This is a genomic window from Plantactinospora sp. KBS50 (assembly GCF_002285795.1).
Taxonomy (GTDB): Bacteria; Actinomycetota; Actinomycetes; order Mycobacteriales; family Micromonosporaceae; genus KBS50.
The window spans coordinates 5,816,056-5,831,572 of record NZ_CP022961.1 but is presented as its reverse complement, the minus strand read 5'-3'; the positions used below and the strand labels follow the sequence as shown (position 1 = coordinate 5,831,572).

The window sequence follows — 15,517 nt, the reverse complement described above, 5'->3', positions numbered from 1 at the left end:
CGGGATGTCCACGGTTGCTGTCCCGGACGTGGCGGTGGCAGCGGTCGCCGAGGGCTTCTGGACCCGGGGCCGGAAGGTGGGCGCCGGTCTCACGGCGCTCGGCGTGCTGGCCGCCGCGGTGTTCGGGCCGCTGGCCACGACCGAACGGGCCCGGTTCACCCTCAGCGAGGACGCCGGCGGTGCGGCCCTGTCCATCCCCGGTACGACCGGTGCGATCCTGTTCGGTGTCCTCGCGGCGCTGACCGGGGTGGTGCTGCTGGCCGCCGGCGGCCGGCGCTGGTTCGGCGTGCTGCTCGGGGTCGGCATCATCACCTTCGTGCTGTCGTTCCTCTGCTGGCAGGTGTCCGACGCGCCGGCCGGGCAGAACTTCATGCCCCTGGTCAACATCCTGCGCGGCACCTTCCTGCTGGCCCTGCCGCTGATCTTCGGCGCGCTCGCGGGCGTGCTCTGCGAGCGCTCCGGCGTGGTGAACGTCGGCATCGAGGGCCAACTGCTGATGGGTGCCTTCTCCGGCGCGCTGTTCGGCAGCATCACCCAGAACGTCTGGATCGGGCTGGTCGCCGCCGCCATCGGCGGCGCGCTCATCTCGTTGCTGCTGGCCTTCCTGGCCATCCGTTACCTGGTGGACCAGGTCGTCATCGGTATCGTGATCAACCTGCTGGCGGTCGGCCTCACCGGCTTCCTCTACGAGCGGCTCATGCAGCCCGACGCGCAGCGGTACAACAGCGCCCCGCGCTTCCCGAACTGGGAGATCCCGCTGCTCAAGGACATCCCGGTGATCGGGCCGGCGCTGTTCCGCGGCAACATCTTCCTCTACCTGGGCCTGCTGCTGGTGCTGGTGATCCACCTCGGGCTGACCCGGACCCGCTGGGGGCTGCGCACCCGGGCGGTCGGTGAGCACCCCACCGCGGCCGACACCCTCGGGGTACGGGTGCTGCGGCTGCGCTACCGGAACGTCTTCCTGGCCGGCGTGGTCGCCGGGATCGGCGGCGCCTCGTACACGCTCGCGCTCTACAGCTTCACCAAGAACATGATCGGCGGAAAGGGCTTCATCGCCCTGGCCGCGATGATCTTCGGCCGGTGGACGCCGACCGGCGCGCTGCTCGCGGCGCTGTTCTTCGGCTTCGCCGACCAGCTCGGCACGTACCTGAGCGCGATCAACAGCGTGATCCCGAGCGAGTTCCTGGCCATGCTGCCGTACCTGGCGACCATCCTGGCGGTGGCCGGCCTGGTCGGCCGGGTCCGGGCGCCGGCCGCGGACGGCAAGCCGTACGTGCAGGGCTGACGGCGCGCCGACCGACCGCGATCCGGGCGCCAGATCTCCGGTCGCTGCGGACCGGCCTGGTGGATGGGGCAGAATCGTCGCCGTGGACATCGACTGGCCAGGGCTGCGGGCCGCGGCGACCGAGGCCATGCGGCACGCGTACGTCCCGTACTCGAAGTTTCCGGTCGGCGCCGCCGGCCTGGTCGACGACGGCCGGGTGGTGGTCGGCTGCAACGTCGAGAACGCCGCGTACGGGGTGGCGCTCTGCGCCGAGTGCGGCATGGTGTCGGCGCTGCACGTCTCCGGCGGCGGCCGGCTGACCGCGGTCTCCTGCGTCGACGCCACCGGCGAACCGCTGATGCCGTGCGGCCGGTGCCGGCAACTGCTCTGGGAGAACGGCGGCCCGGACTGCCAGGTGGAGACCAGGGGCGGCGCGCTGACCATGCGGGAACTGCTGCCGCACGCGTTCGACGTGACCGACCTGGATGCCATCACCTCCGACACGGCCGTTCCGGAGGTGCCGGCCCGGCTGGCCGCCTGGCGCGGCCGGGGCACCGTGTTCGTGCACCCCGACGTCTCGGCGGGCCGGCAGGTGTGGACCGGCTACTGGGACCGGTCCGCCGGCACCGGCGGGGAGACCGAGACGGGGCTCCTGGAGGAGGGGCCGACCTGGACCGACACCGCCGAGGCGGTGGCCTGGGGACTGGCCCGTACGCCCCGGGTGGTGGTCGTGGACGCGGGCGGCGCGATGTTCTGGGCCGGCGAGGGTGAGCCGCCCACGGAGATCCCGGCGCGCTGGTCTGCTTGATGCGAGGAGCGGTAGTGGGTGGGTTTGCGGCGGTTGATGTCATCCGGGCGAAGCGGGACGGCGGGAAGCTGACGGACGCGCAGATCGACTGGGTGGTCGACGCGTACACCCGCGGGCAGGTGGCCGACGAGCAGATGTCGGCGCTCGCCATGGCGATCCTGCTGCGCGGCATGACCGGCCCGGAGATCGCCCGCTGGACCGCCGCGATGATCGCCAGCGGTGAGCGGCTGGACCTGTCGAAGGTCTCCCGGCCCACCGTGGACAAGCACTCCACGGGTGGCGTCGGTGACAAGATCACCCTGCCGCTGACCCCGCTGGTGGCGGCCTGCGGCGCCGCCGTACCGCAGCTGTCCGGCCGCGGCCTCGGGCACACCGGCGGCACCCTGGACAAGCTGGAGTCGATCCCGGGCTGGCGCGCGGCGCTTTCCAACCGGGAGTTCCTCGACCAGCTCGGCGAGGTGGGCGCGGTGATCTGCGCGGCCGGCGACGACCTCGCCCCGGCCGACCGCAAGCTGTACGCGCTGCGCGACGTCACCGGCACCGTCGAGGCGATCCCGCTGATCGCCAGCTCCATCATGAGCAAGAAGATCGCGGAGGGCACCGGGTCGCTGGTGCTGGACGTGAAGGTCGGCTCCGGCGCGTTCATGAAGTCCGTGGCGGACGCCCGCGAGCTGGCCCGGACCATGGTGGAGCTGGGCGGCGCGCACGGGGTGCGCACGGTGGCCCTGCTCACCGACATGTCGACGCCGCTGGGCCGGGCGGTCGGCAACGCGGTCGAGGTGGCCGAGTCGGTCGAGGTGCTGGCCGGGGGCGGCCCGGACGACGTGGTGGAGCTGACTCTGGCGCTGGCCCGGGAGATGCTGGCCGTCGCCGGCCTGCCCGACGCCGACCCGGCGGCGGCGCTGGCCGACGGGCGGGCCATGGACCGGTGGCGGGCCATGATCCAGGCCCAGGGCGGCGACCCGGACGCGCCGCTGCCGTCGGCCGCCGAGACCGAGCTGGTCCGGGCCGACCGGGACGGGTACGTCGAGCGGGTCGACGCGTACGGGATCGGGATCGCGGCCTGGCGGCTGGGCGCCGGCCGGGCTCGCAAGGAGGATCCGGTGAGCGCCGCGGCCGGCGTGCTGCTGCACCGGCGGCCGGGCGACCCGGTCCGGGCCGGTGATCCGCTGTACGAGTTGCGTACCGACGATGCCGACCGGATCCCGGCCGCCGCGGCGGTCGCGGCCGAGGCCGTGACGGTGGCCGCCGCCGCGCCCGCCCCGGCCGCGTTGGTGCTGGAACGCATCGACTGACCGGCCGGTACGGTGCGCGTACGCCCGGTCTTGTTCGCGGCCGTGTCGCGGCCCGGGCGAGGCTGCTGGGTAACCGCCCGGGGGACGGGCTATCCTGCCTGGCCGGGGGGAAAGTCGGGCGACGACCGCCGGTGGCGACCAGGGCGTGTTTCATGAGGGCGGTCGAGCCGAGGCGGAGTTCAGGCCGGCCAGTTCTCATGAAACACGCCCTAGCAGGGATCTCACGTGGCCGTATCCGCTCCGGACCCCCAGGCCGTCCGCGCCGCCAATGTCGACGAGCTGCGGCGGCTCAGGCTGCCCCTGCCGCCGCCGGAGTTTCCTCTGGTCTGGGAGCCCGGCGACGAGGTCGAGCTGCGGCCCACCCGGGAGATCGAGGCCCGGATGGCGGTGCTCCAGCTCATCCTGGCGCGCTGTTTCGGCATGCCGCCGCGGGCCGCGATGAGCTGGTTGCTCGGCTCGCATCTGGTGGAGTCGCTCACCCCGCCGGAGTGGCAGTTCGTCACCGGCAGCATCGGCGACCACCGGTCGTTCGTGCTGCACCACGACGCGGTGTTCGCGCTGGCCTGGGTGCTCGGCCTGAGCAAGCACCTGGATCCGACCGAGCCGACCGATCCGCGCCTGGTGGAGGCGCTGCCGAACATCGCGGCGGGGGAGACCCTCGCCAAGTGGCGGTCCCGGACCCTGGCCGCGCCGCGCGACGCCGCCGAGGCGGCCGTGCTGCTCGACTTCCACTACTGCCTGGACTGGGCCTTTCTGGAGGCCGAACGGACGGGCGCGGCCCTGCCGGGGCTGGTCGACGCGAACGCCATCGGGCAGCGGCGGTGGGCGCTGGAATGGGTGGTGGTCTTCTACGGGCCGTACCACGAACCCCCGGCCGGCTGGGAAGAGGTGGACCTCTCCACGTGACCCCGTCCGGCCGGCGGTCCGGCCGCTGTGATCAGCGGGGCCGGTAGCTGGCCAACTCCACCGAGACGGTGACCGGCACCCGGTCGGGCAGCCGCCGCAGCCCGGCGGCCAGCGCCTCCGGGTCGGTGTGCCAGGCGCTCGGTCCCATCCCGACCAGGGCGCCGACCGCCTCCCGCGGCAGGTCCAGGTCGTACCGGTGCGGGTCCCGCCGGACCAGGTCGAACCGGTCGGCCAGCCGGTCGGCCGTCCGGTCGGCCTTGTCCGGGTCGACCCGCAGCAGCCGGAGCCGGTCGACAAGCGCGCCGAGATGATCGGCGGCCGGGGTGAGCACCAGCAGCGTGCCGTCGGGCCGCAGCACCCGGTGGAACTCCGGACCGTTGCGGGGAGCGAACACGTTCAGCACCAGCCGTGCCGCGCGGTCGGCGACCGGCAGGCCACGCCAGGTGTCGGCGAGGGCGGCGGAGGCCCGGGGGTGCGCCCGCGCCGCGCGCCGCAGGGCGGGCTTCGACACGTCCAGCGCCAGCCCGACGGCGGCGGGCGCCGCGTCCAGGACCGCGCCGAGGTACCGCCCGGTCCCGGCGCCGGCGTCCACCACCAGATCCGGGTACGCCGCTCCGGCCGCGCCGGCCGGTTCCGGGTACGCCGCACCGCCGTCGCCGGCCAGTTCCCGCGCCGCGGCCCCGGCGACCAGCCCGGTGATCGGGTCGTAGTGGCCGGCCAGCAGGAATTCCTCCCGGGCGGCCACCATCTCGGCGCTGTCCCCGCGATGCCGGGTCTGGCCGGTCAGCAGGTTGACGTACCCCTGGCGGGCCAGGTCGAAGCTGTGCCCGCGCGGGCAGCGGACGCTGCGGTCGGCCGCGTCCAACGGATCCGCGCAGACCGGGCAGCGCAGCCGGCTCAGCACGTCGGCGCGCATCACAGACCTCCGGTCCCGGGGCACGGCAACTGCACGTCCACCACCGTACGGCGGCCGTCCGCCGGCGCGGCCACGCCGGGTGTCGGCTCCGGTCGCGGCGGCGTCCCGGATCGGCGTCCCGGATCTGTGGCCCGGATCGGTGGCCCGGATCGGTGGCCCGGATCGGTGGCCCGGCCGCGTTCCGCGGCCGGGCCGCCCGGGATCCGCGGGTGGCGACCGCCGGACCGGGCCCACCGCACTAGGGTCTGGTTGCATGGCCGCGATCACGTACGAAGACATCGTCCGGGCGCCGAAGGCGCTGCTCCACGACCATCTGGACGGCGGCCTCAGACCACAGACGATCATCGAGCTGGCCGACGGGATCGGGCACCCGCTGCCCAGCACCGACCCGGACGATCTCGGCCGGTGGTTCGCCTCGGCGGCCGCGTCCGGCTCGCTGGAGCGGTACCTGGAGACGTTCGACCACACGGTCGCGGTGATGCAGACCGCGGCGGCGCTGCACCGGGTGGCGGCGGAGTGCGCGCTCGACCTGGCCGCCGACGGGGTGGTGTACGCGGAGGTCCGGTTCGCCCCGGAGCAGCACCTGGACCGCGACCTGAGCCTCGACGAGGTGGTGGAGGCCGTGCTGGCGGGATTCGTCGACGGCGCCGCGCAGGCGGCCCGGGACGGCCGGACGATCCGGATCGGCACGCTGCTGACCGCCATGCGGCACGCCGCCCGTTCGCAGGAGATCGCCGAGCTGGCGGTCCGGCACCGGGATCACGGCGTGGTCGGCTTCGACATCGCCGGTGCCGAGGCGGGCTTCCCGCCCACCCGGCACCTGGATGCCTTCGAGTACCTCCAGCGGGAGAACTTCCACTTCACGATCCACGCCGGGGAGGCGTTCGGGCTGCCGTCGATCTGGCAGGCGATCCAGTGGTGCGGCGCCGACCGGCTGGGGCACGGCGTACGGATCGTGGACGACATCACGGCCGCGGAGCCGGACGGGCGGCCGGTGCTGGGCCGGCTGGCCGCGTACGTCCGGGACAAGCGGATTCCGCTGGAGCTGTGCCCGTCGTCCAACGTGCAGACCGGTGCCGCGGCCTCGATCGCCGAGCATCCCATCGGGCTGCTGCGCGACCTGCGGTTCAGGGCGACGGTGAACACCGACAACCGGCTGATGAGCGGCACGTCGATGTCGCGCGAGATGGCGCTGCTGGTCGAGGCGTTCGACTACGGCTGGCCGGAACTCCAGTGGTTCACCATCAACGCCATGAAGAGTGCGTTCATCCCGTTCGACGAGCGGCTGGCGATCATCGACAACGTCATCAAGCCGGGGTACGCGATGCTCCGGGGATGACCGGCCCGGCCCCGGGCTCCGTACCGGCGATCTCGGCCCGCACGCCGTCGTCCGCGGCGGTGCCGGTCGCGGCGGCGGTCCCGGCGGTGGTGGCGGTGGCGGTGGCGGCCAGCCGGGCGGCGCCGCGGAGCACCGCCCGGCCGCCGGCCGGCCGGCAACCGAGGCCGGTCTGGCGGGCCAGCACCGCCGGCTCGGTGCGCAGCAGCGCCACCCCGCGCCGGAACAGCAGGTCGGGCGCCTTGCGCCGCTCGGCCAGGTCGCGCAGCAGCCGCCGGACGAAGGTCGCCCAGCGCGGCCGGCGCAGCGCGTACGCCTCGGCGAGCAGGCCGAGTCGGCGGCACTCCTGGGCGATCTCGGCCGCAAAAATCCCTTCGGCTACAAATATTGGCGATCCGTTGAGGCTGACTGTCCGAGTGGCTACCCGCCGGTCCGCGCCGATCGCGTAAACCGGCACATCGGCCTTGCCGTTCCGCAGCAGCAGCGCGATCGTCTGTACCGCCGCGGCGGCATCCCACGCCTGTGGTGACTCCCAGTTGACCTGGCCGCCCGACCGAGGCAGAGTCGGGTCGTCACCGTCCTTGTAGAAGTCGTCCAAACACAGCACGGGAAGCCCGGTGCGCCCCGCTATGTACGACTTTCCTGACCCCGAGGGGCCAGCCAGGAGAATGACGCCGGCGGAACGTTCAATCACTTTGAGTGACTCCAGGAAAACGGTTTGCAATCAAATCTCGTTAATATCCCACCACACTCCCGCCAAGGGACAACCTGGGCTTTCCTCTTGCGAGGCGGCGTGATGGAATCTCGGGGGTCCGACCCGGCCGGGTCGGTCGCTGAGCGGTGCCCAGCTTGTTTTCCGGGCACCGAAGTGGGAGGGCGGTGACGTGAGCGAACGACCGAAGGCGGCGGGCTCAGTCCTGTCGCGGATGCGCAGGCCGGTCGGCCGGCTACGCGACATGCCTATCTGGTCCAAGCTCGGTCTGATCATGATCGTGCCGACCATTGCCACGATCGTGGTGGGCACCAGCGGTCTGATCGATCACCTGGGCACCCTCACCAGCGCCAACCGGGCACACAGCCTGGCCAACCTCTCGCAGGCCTCCGGCGACCTGGTCAACAACCTGCAGGACGAGCGCACGCTGGCCATCCGATTCCTCGACTCGCCGTCGAAGTCGCAGCAGCAGGAGAACTTCAAGTCCACCTACACCGGTCTCTTCGACAAGGTCGAGCGGTCCCGGGCCGCCTACTCGGAGCGGCGGCAGGCCCTCGGTGAACTGCCGACCAGCTCCACCGAGCTGCTCGGCAAGATCGATCAGGACCTGGCGGACCTGCCCGGACTGCGCAGCCAGGTGGTGAACGGCAGGGTGCTGCTGAGCACCGCCGTCCAGACCTACGACTCGGTGATCGCCAAGCTGCTCGACATGCGGGACTCGGCCGCCCAGCTGGCCGGTGACCCGGCGCTGAGCGAGCGGATGCGGGCCGCGTCGAGCGTCTCCCGGGCCAAGGAGTTCCTCTCCCAGCGCCGCGCGATCGTGCACCAGGCGTTGGCGGAGAAGCAGTTCCTGCCGGCGCGGCGCACCACGTACATCGGTGCCCAGCAGGGCCAGCAGCAGGCCGTGCAGAGCTTCAAGTCCGCGGCCACCGACGAGGAGGTCACCCTCTTCGAGCAGACCATCGCCGGCTCCGCGCAGCGGACGGTGGAGCTGTACAGCGGCTGGGTCACCACCAAGGCGACCGAGAACAACTTCTACCCGGGCTTCTTCAACGCCGCCGACTGGGACAACGCCATGGCCGGCAGCGGCAAGCAGTACCGGGACGTGGAGTCCGAGCTGGACGAGCGGGCGGTCGACCTCGCCAGCAAGATCAGCAGCACCACCCAGCGCCAGGTGGTGCTGGACACCGGCCTGCTGCTGGGCATCCTGCTGCTGTCCATCCTGTTCGCCTGGATCGTGGCCCGCTCGATGGCGCAGTCGCTGCGCGAGCTGCGGCACGGCGCCCTCGCCGTCGCCCAGTACGGGCTGCCGCAGGCCGTGAGCCGGCTGCGTGACCCGCAGGTCTCCGCGCAGATGTCACCCGCCCAGGTGGCCAACCAGATCGCCGAACCGCTGCCGGTGCGCAGCAGGGACGAGTTCGGCCAGGTGACCGAGGCGTTCAACGCGGTCCACCTGGAGGCGGTCCGCACCGCGGCCGAGCAGGCCGCGCTCCGCTCCTCCGTCGCGACGATGTTCGTCAACCTCGCCCGCCGGTCGCAGATCCTGGTCGACCGGTTGATCGGTCACCTGGACCGGCTGGAGCGGGGCGAGGAGGACCCGGACCGGCTGGCCGAGCTGTTCCAGCTCGACCACCTCGCCACCCGGATGCGCCGTAACGACGAGAACCTCCTGGTGCTCGCGGGCGCGGACTCCACCCGGGTGCAGCGGGACCCGGCCGCCCTGATGGACGTGCTGCGTGCCGCGCAGTCCGAGGTCGAGCACTACACCCGGATCGAGTTCGGGATCATCGACCGGGACATCGAGGTCGCCTCGCACGCGGTCAACGACCTCGTGCACCTGGTCGCCGAGCTGTTCGACAACGCCACCGCGTTCTCCCCGCCGGACTCGCAGGTCATGGTCGAGGCCCGCCGGGTCGGCGACCGTGCCTCGCTCTACGTCGAGGACCGCGGCATCGGCATCACCGCCGAGCAGCTGGACGAACTCAACGAGCGGCTCGCCACCCCACCCCAGGTGGACGTGGCGGTCTCCCGGATGATGGGCCTCGTCGTGGTCGCCCGGCTGGCCGCGCGGCACGGGGTGCGGGTCGAGCTGCGGCCCGGCGCCGACCGGGGCACCGTCGCCGATGTCACGCTGCCGCCGGCGGTCCTGGTGCCGCGCGCCCTGGCCGGCCGCGGTCAGCAGCAGCCCGGCGCGCTCGCCGGAGCCCCGTCCTCGCCCGCGGCGCCGATGCCCACCTTCGGCGCTCCGCTCGCGCTGGAGAGCCGTCCGGCCCTGCCGACCAATGGCGCCGGCAGCACCGGGGCCGTGACGCACAACGGCACGAACGGGCACCCGGGCGGCAGGCCACAGCTCGACGGTGGCGCCGTGAACGGCGTGTCCGGCCGCAACGCGGGGCCGGACCGGGGCATCCCGGCCTGGTCGGACCTGACCGGCGCCGGCCCGGCCAAGGGCGGTGGAACCAACGGCGGTGGCGGCTACCCGCCGCGTCAGCGCGGCGAGTCGGATCCGCTGCCGCAGCGCCGCTCCGAACAGCAGTGGACGGTCGAGGGCGAGGTGGCCGACGGGCCGCAGGGCCAGCAGGCCGCACCGGCCGACCGGGACCAGCGGTCCCCCGAGTCGCCGCAGTCCCCGACGCCCGCCTCGGCCCCGCCTGCACACTCCGCGCCCCCGGTCTCCTCGGCTCCGCCCGGCGGGTCGTCGTCCTGGGTGGTGGCGGCCGCGCCGGTCTCCGGACCGGCCGGGGCGGAGCCGGAGGCGCTGGACGAGCCCGAGCCGGAGATGCCGGCCCGGTCCGAGGCCGCCCCACCGGCCTGGCCCCCGGGTGCGGGCCAGGAGCGGGAAGCCGGCTCGCCGCAGGTTCCGGAGCGGCTCGCGGCCGCCCTGGACATGACGGCCGAACTGCCCCGGATGGGCCGGTCCGGCACCGACCCGTCCGCCGGACGACCGGCCTCCACCCCGCCGGCCCCGGCCGCGCCGGTGGTGCCCGCGCCGCGTCCGGCCGAGGCACCGCTGATCGACGCGCAGGCGCAGACGCAGTTCATGGCCCCGGTCACGGCGCCCGACCCGCGGACCGCCCAGCAGCAGCCGCCGGCGCCGTACGCGCCGCCGTCGATGCCCGTTGCGGAATCGCAGCCGGCGTCGGCGCAGCGTCCGGCACCGCCGCCCTCGGTACGCTCGGCAACGGACTCCCGGCAGCAGCACTTCGCCGACGAGACGATGGAACTGCCGATCTTCCGCGAGCTGGAGTCGGCCTGGTTCCGGACCCGCCGTTCCGCGTCGGACGACACCGACGCGCCGACCCGGCAGCCGTCGACGCCGGTCAGCCGGTCGTCGCCGTCCATGGCGCCCACGGCCGGCGGTCAGCCGGCGGGGGTCCGGCAGCAGCAGCAGCCAGCACCGCGGCCGGCGCCCACGCCCACCGCCGCGGCGGCGACCGAGCAGTTCAGCGCGATCCGGGAAACCACGCCGGAGCCGCCGGCCGACACCACCGCCCAGGGCGGGGCGTCGGGCGACCGGAACACCGGTACCTCGCTGCCGTCCCGTCCGGCCTCGAAGCTCGGCGGCGCCGCCGCCGGATTCGGCGCCGGCGCGGCCGCCCGCCGGGCGGAGCCGACCGTGGGCGGATGGCGAACGGCCGCGGACGATGGCTGGCGGGCCGCGAGCGCGGCGAACGAGGTCCCGGTCAAGGAGACCACCCCGACCGGTCTGCCGAAGCGCAAGCCGATGGCTCAGCTGGTGCCGGGTGGTGTGGAGAAGCCGAGCACCTCGGTGCAACGTCGCACGCCTGAGTCCGTCCGGGGTCTGCTCTCGGCATATCACCGAGGTGTGCAGCGCGGACGTACGCATCCAACCGATGACAACGCGGTCCGGTCGGAGTCCGCTCCGGCTGGTCGGCAGTCTTCGCAGCCTGGCTCCGGCCGGTTGGCCGGCAGCGGGCAGAAGGAGCATGAAGGATGACATCGACGCAGGATCTCGGTTGGCTGCTCGCCAACTTCGCCGAGCGCGTGCCGGGAGTTGCACACGCGGTCGCGGTCTCCGCGGACGGCCTGCTCCTGGCCTCGTCGCGGGACCTGCCGCGGGACCGGGCCGATCAGTTGGCGGCCATCGCCTCCGGGCTGGTGAGCCTCACCCAGGGTGCGGCTCGCTGCTTCGAGGGTGGGGCGGTTCTGCAAACGGTCGTGGAGATGGACAATGGGTTCCTGTTCCTGATGTCCATCTCGGACGGCTCGTCGTTCGCCGTACTTGCCGCGCGAAGCTGTGACGTGGGGCAGGTGGGGTACGAGATGGCACTGCTCGTGGACCGCGTTGGCGAGGCACTGACACCCTCGCCCAGGGCGGCCGCGGGGATGCTGGGCTGAGTTACGCCTCGCGGATGGGCCGGCAGCCAGTCGGTCCGGACGGGGAATGGATGAACGGTTGCACCTCAACGAGGGCCGAAGGCAGGAGAGAAGGGGGTGAACGGCGATGATGCCAGAGCGTGAAGAACCGACTGGTTCGCTTGTCCGGCCATACGCCGTCACCCGCGGCCGTACCCGGCCCAGGCTCGACATCGCTCTCGAAGCGCTCGTCGAGACGACCGTGCGCGGCCGTACCGCCGGAAACGGCAAGGGCGGCCATGGTAGGGAGCATCAATACATCGCCGCGCTCTGTGATGGACGGCTGCAATCGCTTGCCGAGATCGCAGCGCGGATGCAGTTGCCGCTGGGAGTTACCCGTGTGCTCATCGCGGATATGGCCGCCGACGGCATGGTGGCTGTGCACGAGCCCACGTCCCTCGACGACTCGAATGACGCGGTGGGCACTGAACTGCTGGAGAGGGTGCTGAGTGGACTTCGCAGGCTCTGACATGTCGCACCGCCCGATGGCGGGGCGCGTGACATCGGCGAAGATTGTCATCGCCGGCGGGTTCGGCGTTGGCAAGACGACGCTGGTCGGTTCGGTCTCGGAGATCACGCCGCTGACCACCGAAGCAATCATGACGTCGGCTGGTGTCGGCGTCGACGACACCCGGCAGGTGCCGGGCAAGACGACCACCACGGTGGCCATGGACTTCGGTCGGATCTCCATCGACCGGGATCTGATCCTCTACCTCTTCGGCACGCCTGGCCAGACCCGGTTCTGGTTCATGTGGGACGAACTGGTACGGGGTGCCATCGGCGCGGTCGTCCTCGTCGACACCCGGCGGCTCGCCGATTGCTTCGCGGCCATCGACTTCTTCGAGCACCGACGGCTGCCGTACCTGGTGGCCATCAACTGCTTCGACGGGATGCAGTACCACGACCCGCAGGACGTGCGGGAGGCGCTGGCGATCTCCAACGAGGTCCCAGTGGTGGCGTGCGACGCCCGTAACCGGGAGTCCACGAAGCACGTGCTGATCTCGCTGGTCGAGTACGTCCTCACGATGCGTCGGTCCCGCGCGGTGGCGCCGGCCTGATCCGCCGGCCCACACGCGACAGGCGAACCGGAGCACGACCGTCCGATGCCCCAGCGGCCATCGGACGGTCAGTCGTGTCCGTCGACGGGTGGAACCGGGATCCCACCGGCCCGCCCGACCTGGCCGGGCGCTCGCTCCGGGCTGCCCGGCGGTGAGGGGCGCACGCCCCGGGCTGCCCGGCGGCCTGTGGTGCACGGTGGACGGACCCTGTGGACGGTCGACGGTCGCCCCCGCCCGCCGTGGCCCCGTCGGTCCACAGAGCACTCCTCGGCCCACAGAGCACTCCTCGGCCCACATGGCACTCGTCGGTCCACATGGCACTCGTCGATCCGCAAGGCGCTCCGCAGAACAACGGGCCGCCATCGCCTAGTGCGATGGCGGCCCGCTCTCGTAGGGGTCGGTCCGATCAGGAGCGGTACCCGGCCGAACGGTACTGGTAGTCGCGATCGGAGTCATCCTGGTCGCGGGTGAAGTCCCAGCCGCCGGCGGACTCGCGGCCCGGCCGACCGCCGACCGCGTACCCGCCGATCTCCTGACCCCGCCGCCAACCCCGGAAGTATCCGGTGGTGTTCTCGGCGAGGCTTGCCGCGTTCCGGACGATCCGCAGTGGACGTTCCTCGCGCAGCGGCGAACCGGGCACCAGGTTGGCCTGCGGCACCCGCTTCGGTAGCCCGGCCGTGGTCTCCGAACCGATGGAGGGCTTCGCCGCCTGCTCCGCGGCCCGCCAGCCGGAGTCCGCGGTGGAGGACCAGTCGACCTCGTCCTCCTCCGGGTGCCCGGTGAACCAGGCGGAGCGGGCGGCCGCGAAGATCAGCAGATCGCCGTCGCCGTCGTCGGCCACGGGCAGCTGCGGAAGGCCGTCCAACTCGCCGCCGGAGCGGGCGGCCGGACGACCGGCCGAGGAACGCGCCGGCTCGGGTCGTGGCTCGACGAGGCGCAGCGGCGGGGCATCGACCGCCGGTTCCGGGCGGCGGGGCAGGTCGGCCGCCGGTTCCGGCCGGCGCGCCAGGTCGTCCCGCAGCGCCCGGTCCGCCAGCGGCGGCGGCTCGACCAGGCGCAGCATCGGCGGCTCCTGCGGGAGGTCGTCGGCGAGCCACGGCGGGGGAACCCGCCCGTTGCGCCCGCCGCCGATGCCTCCGGTCGGCTCGTCCCGGTGCCGGTCCGGTTCCCGGTGCGAGTCCGGGTAGGGCCGGGGCCGTTCCCGGCTCTCCAACTCGCCGGTGTGCTCGTCGGCGCCGTTGACCAGCGGCCAGTTTCCGCGCGACCCCGGTGGCGGTGCCGACTCGCCGGCCGGCCGGGCGGCCGGCATGGGCAGGCTGAAGTCGGTCGCACTCGACCCGTTGGTCGCGGCCGGCCGGCGCTCCGGGGGCGTACCCCGGGACGGGATCGGCGTGGGCCGGCGCTCGGCGCGGGCGCTGTTGATGGCGGCGGTGGTGAGGGTGGCCCGGAACGGCTCGCCGTTCTCTGCCGGCGGCCGGCCGCCGCGCTGCCCGGGCGCGATCGGCATGATGCCCGGAGGCGGCGGCGGAGGCGCGGACACGGGCCGGCCGACCGGTCCGTCCGGCCGGTACGCGGCCGGCGGCTGGTCCAGCCCGCCGGAGAACCGCTCGGCGCGACTGGCCGGGGCGCCCGCGGACGCGGCCGGCGCGACGCTCGGCCGGGACACGGCCGGTGCCGGGGCGACCGGCGGCGGTGCCACGGGCCGCGGTGCGACCGGCGGGTTGCTCCCGGTCGCCGGCTCGGGTTGCCGGCGCCGACCCACGGCGGGCACCGGCTCGTCCTCGAACTGGCGGCCCTGCTCGACCGGCCGGCGCTGGGTCCGGCCGGCGCCGACCGCGCCCGGGTGCGCCGGTGCGGGCTCGGCGGCCGCGCGCCGACCCAGGCGGCTCAGCGTCGGGGTGGGCGGCGGTGCGACCCGTTCGGCCAGCGCGTTGACGAGCGCGGTGCAGCCGGCGTCGCAGGCGCGCACCGCGGCGACGGCATGGCGGACCGTCTCCGCCGCCGCGGTGAGGATCTCCTTGTTGTTGGTGGTCCGGCGCGGGGTCTCGGTGATCGCCACCCGCAGCGCCGTGACGGCGTCCTCGATGACGGCCGGCTCGGCGATCCGGTCGGCGGCCAGGTGCGTGACGATGGCCTCGGTCATCACCGCGCCGCTCCGGCTCCGCGCGCCCGAGTCGAGCATGCTCGGCTCCGGCAGCGCGTCCAGGACGGCCAGCGCGACCGGCGCGGCCGGGTCGGGGTACGCCCGCAGCGCCGCGGGATAGAGGTCGCGCAGCACCTCGCGGAGCGCCGCCGCGGCGGCGTGCCGGCCGGTGGCCAGGGCGGCGTGGGCGGCCAGCACCGGCTTGTACTCGGCGAGGTCGCGTGGGGTGGGCATCGTGACTGCGGAGATCGCTCCGGCCTGCAACGCTCTGGCCAGCCCCACCGCCCGGCGCTCGGCCGGCGGCGAGTTCATCTCCTCAAGGGAGTCGTCGTCGGCGAACCGTTCGGCGAAGTCGTCCACCGCGTCGTCGTCGGCGATGGCGACAGGCCGGCCGGCCACGCTGAGCAGCGACACGATGACATGGTCGTCGCTGTCGGCCGCGACGGCGGCGTCTCCGGGTCCGCTGGATCGCTCCGCGAGCAGCGAGCCGAGCCGGGCGTAACCCGCCGGCTCGTCGCTGATGTCCCGGACGGAGATCAGCCGTCCCGCGTCGTCGACCACGGCGGCGGTCAGCACCGGCCCTCCGGGGGCCGGTCGAGCGGTCCGATCCGACAGGGCCAGACCGCAGTACACCCGCACAAGCGCCACGTGGTCGTCCTCCTCCCCTGACACGACGTGTGCCAAAGACTGATGCTCCCTGCT

The 15,517-nt window shown here is 73.5% G+C and carries 12 protein-coding genes; 9 read left to right on the top strand and 3 right to left on the bottom strand.

Going from position 1 to position 15,517, the window contains the following annotated elements:
• Window positions 1-4: 4 nt before the first annotated feature.
• The 4 genes from CIK06_RS25150 (at window position 5) to CIK06_RS25135 (ending at window position 4,273) form a co-directional block, all read left to right on the top strand.
• Window positions 5-1,285 (top strand): ABC transporter permease, encoded by a 1,281-nt coding sequence (locus CIK06_RS25150; RefSeq protein WP_095566882.1) that lies wholly within the window; start codon window positions 5-7, stop codon window positions 1,283-1,285.
• 127 nt (window positions 1,286-1,412) lie between these two features.
• Complete coding sequence (locus CIK06_RS25145; RefSeq protein WP_369916252.1) at window positions 1,413-2,072, top strand: cytidine deaminase; 660 nt, start codon at window positions 1,413-1,415, stop codon at window positions 2,070-2,072.
• A 14-nt stretch (window positions 2,073-2,086) separates the two neighbouring features.
• Window positions 2,087-3,367, top strand: a complete 1,281-nt coding sequence (locus CIK06_RS25140; protein ID WP_095566880.1) for a thymidine phosphorylase — start codon at window positions 2,087-2,089, stop codon at window positions 3,365-3,367.
• Between the two features lie 225 nt (window positions 3,368-3,592).
• Window positions 3,593-4,273: a DUF4272 domain-containing protein gene (locus CIK06_RS25135; protein ID WP_095566879.1), complete on the top strand. Its 681-nt coding sequence runs from the start codon at window positions 3,593-3,595 to the stop codon at window positions 4,271-4,273.
• A 31-nt stretch (window positions 4,274-4,304) separates the two neighbouring features.
• Here the strand turns inward: CIK06_RS25135 and CIK06_RS25130 are convergent, their stop codons facing one another.
• Entirely contained in the window at window positions 4,305-5,189 is an 885-nt protein-coding gene (locus CIK06_RS25130) for a putative RNA methyltransferase (protein WP_095566878.1), read from the bottom strand.
• A gap of 253 nt (window positions 5,190-5,442) precedes the next feature.
• On the opposite strand from CIK06_RS25130, the gene CIK06_RS25125 reads away from it, so the two are divergent.
• A complete protein-coding gene (locus CIK06_RS25125) occupies window positions 5,443-6,528 on the top strand; it encodes an adenosine deaminase (RefSeq protein ID WP_095566877.1) in 1,086 nt (361 codons plus the stop codon).
• Here CIK06_RS25125 and CIK06_RS25115 read toward each other — a convergent pair.
• Window positions 6,497-7,132: an ATP-binding protein gene (locus CIK06_RS25115; RefSeq protein WP_232533853.1), complete on the bottom strand. Its 636-nt coding sequence runs from the start codon at window positions 7,130-7,132 to the stop codon at window positions 6,497-6,499. The genes CIK06_RS25125 and CIK06_RS25115 overlap by 32 nt on opposite strands.
• A 277-nt stretch (window positions 7,133-7,409) precedes the next feature.
• Between CIK06_RS25115 and CIK06_RS25110 the strand changes: the two genes are divergently transcribed.
• The 4 genes from CIK06_RS25110 (at window position 7,410) to CIK06_RS25095 (ending at window position 12,672) form a co-directional block, all read left to right on the top strand.
• Window positions 7,410-11,195: a nitrate- and nitrite sensing domain-containing protein gene (locus tag CIK06_RS25110; RefSeq protein ID WP_095566876.1), complete on the top strand. Its 3,786-nt coding sequence runs from the start codon at window positions 7,410-7,412 to the stop codon at window positions 11,193-11,195.
• Complete coding sequence (locus tag CIK06_RS25105) at window positions 11,192-11,596, top strand: roadblock/LC7 domain-containing protein (protein WP_095566875.1); 405 nt, start codon at window positions 11,192-11,194, stop codon at window positions 11,594-11,596. Before CIK06_RS25110 ends, CIK06_RS25105 begins: the two co-directional genes overlap by 4 nt.
• A 109-nt stretch (window positions 11,597-11,705) precedes the next feature.
• Window positions 11,706-12,083, top strand: a complete 378-nt coding sequence (locus CIK06_RS25100; RefSeq protein WP_095568116.1) for a DUF742 domain-containing protein — start codon at window positions 11,706-11,708, stop codon at window positions 12,081-12,083.
• A gap of 1 nt (window position 12,084) precedes the next feature.
• Window positions 12,085-12,672, top strand: coding sequence for an ATP/GTP-binding protein (locus CIK06_RS25095; RefSeq protein ID WP_095566874.1), 588 nt, complete (start codon window positions 12,085-12,087; stop codon window positions 12,670-12,672).
• Between the two features lie 406 nt (window positions 12,673-13,078).
• Here the strand turns inward: CIK06_RS25095 and CIK06_RS25090 are convergent, their stop codons facing one another.
• On the bottom strand, window positions 13,079-15,487 hold the full coding sequence (locus CIK06_RS25090; RefSeq protein ID WP_095566873.1) for a transposase: 2,409 nt from the start codon (window positions 15,485-15,487) through the stop codon (window positions 13,079-13,081).
• Window positions 15,488-15,517: the final 30 nt, after the last annotated feature.

Coding starts and splice junctions, on each gene's coding strand:
- CIK06_RS25150 (WP_095566882.1), top strand. CDS start 5: ATGTCCACGGTTGCTGTCCCGGACGTGGCGGTGGCAGCGGTCGCCGAG.
- CIK06_RS25100 (WP_095568116.1), top strand. CDS start 11,706: ATGCCAGAGCGTGAAGAACCGACTGGTTCGCTTGTCCGGCCATACGCC.
- CIK06_RS25125 (WP_095566877.1), top strand. CDS start 5,443: ATGGCCGCGATCACGTACGAAGACATCGTCCGGGCGCCGAAGGCGCTG.
- CIK06_RS25145 (WP_369916252.1), top strand. CDS start 1,413: ATGCGGCACGCGTACGTCCCGTACTCGAAGTTTCCGGTCGGCGCCGCC.
- CIK06_RS25130 (WP_095566878.1), bottom strand. CDS start 5,189: ATGCGCGCCGACGTGCTGAGCCGGCTGCGCTGCCCGGTCTGCGCGGAT.
- CIK06_RS25105 (WP_095566875.1), top strand. CDS start 11,192: ATGACATCGACGCAGGATCTCGGTTGGCTGCTCGCCAACTTCGCCGAG.
- CIK06_RS25095 (WP_095566874.1), top strand. CDS start 12,085: ATGTCGCACCGCCCGATGGCGGGGCGCGTGACATCGGCGAAGATTGTC.